This window comes from Streptomyces glaucus, from assembly GCF_039533365.1.
Taxonomy (GTDB): Bacteria; Actinomycetota; Actinomycetes; order Streptomycetales; family Streptomycetaceae; genus Streptomyces; species Streptomyces glaucus.
The window spans coordinates 1-1501 of record NZ_BAAATK010000130.1; the positions used below are offsets into that span (position 1 = coordinate 1).

The 1501-nt window shown below is 63.8% G+C and carries 1 protein-coding gene; it reads left to right on the plus strand.

The features are described from left to right. Positions 1 to 426 precede the first annotated feature (426 nt). The gene (locus ABD363_RS32360) at positions 427 to 1347 is read left to right on the plus strand and encodes a DUF559 domain-containing protein (RefSeq protein WP_344610029.1); all 921 of its coding nucleotides are present in this window, start codon (positions 427 to 429) and stop codon (positions 1345 to 1347) included. Positions 1348 to 1501 lie beyond the last annotated feature (154 nt).

Sequence of the window (1501 nt, forward strand, 5' to 3'; positions counted from 1 at the left end):
CGGGCAGCAAGGGATCGATCCGCACCCACAAGTCATCGTCGACCAGCCACGGTTGAGGATCACGCTTCCTCACGCCCAACCAACCGAGTCACCCAGCGGGAAGACACGCCCCAACCGCATTCCGTTAGGAGCTCTTATTGCAGGTGAATCTGATGGCGACGAGCATGATCAGTACGCCCCCCGGCCCCGAGTGCGGGCTGCCGTGCAAGTCGAGCAGCAGGTCCAGACCGCACACCCGCCATCTCTCGACGAGGCCCAGCCGCGTGAGAGCTTCGAGGATCCGGTGCAGGCAATACGTCGAAGTCGTCCTGCACCAACGCGACGGCCGCGCCATCCGGTAGCGGACGTGATCAAACCCCGGACGGACAGGCCGCCCCTGTCGTACCGTCACTCCACAGACCAGCGCCAACCCGCCCAGGAGCTCCAATGCCGTCCATCTATCTCGCCGGAAAGATCGGCCCAGGCGACTGGCGCTACGACCTGATCGGCTACCGGCTCCGCGGAGCCTGGGAGGTCGACGATGACCACCCCTCCGAGCCGTGGCCCGTTCTGAAGCGCAGCGTTCTTGGCCTTTTCGACTACGTTGGCCCGTACTTCGTCAGCGACGACCATGGCTGTGGACACGGCCCCAATACCCACGGTTGCGGCAATGACGGTGCTGTTCCCTGTTTCACCTACGAAAACCTGCCCAAGAGGAATCAGGTACGGGAACTCTGCCTCTCGGCCATCGACACAGCAGACATCGTGTTCGCCTGGCTCGACGACCTCACTGCCTACGGCACGCTCGTCGAGATCGGCTACGCCAAGGGGCGCGGCAAGACCATTGTCATCGCAGCGCCCGAGACACCCCAGACCTTCGGATGGTTGTCGGAGGCCAGCGAGGTTGGTATGGGGATCGTGGACAGCGCCACCAACGATCTGTGGTTCGCCTTCTCTTGTGCCTCCAGCACCATCGTCGCCGCGACTCCCCTTGAAGCCCTCAAAGAGGTTGTGCGCTTATCCCCCAACCTTGAGTCCCCTATTGAGCAGGCGTTCTGGGGAGCCTACGTGCAACAGACGCCACGTGAGTTGAATGGCCTGGAGGCTCAGCACCCGGTCTTCGGCGGTCGGTACCGCCTCGACTTCGCTCTGCCCAAACAGAAGATCGGCATCGAACTCGACGGGTACGCATGGCACTCCAGTCCCGAAGCCTTCACCCGAGACCGGGCCAGGCAGCGCGAACTCGAACTCGATGGCTGGCGGATCGTGCGCTTCAGCGGCTCGGAGATCAACAAGGATGCCGCCGACTGCGTCCGTCAGGCCGCGGCATTCGCCGCCAGCATCGAGCGCGACCGACCAACCCCCTGAAGATGCGGGACGGCAGGGTCGTCGCCACAGAGCCACGCTGTGTCACCAAGAAGACCCGCGTGTTCCCCTGCGCCGAAAATCCTGGACAAGGCGAGCCTCTACTGAGGTTGAACTCGTGTTGTCGTAGGGGCTGACGGGCCGCGGTCCCCTGCGG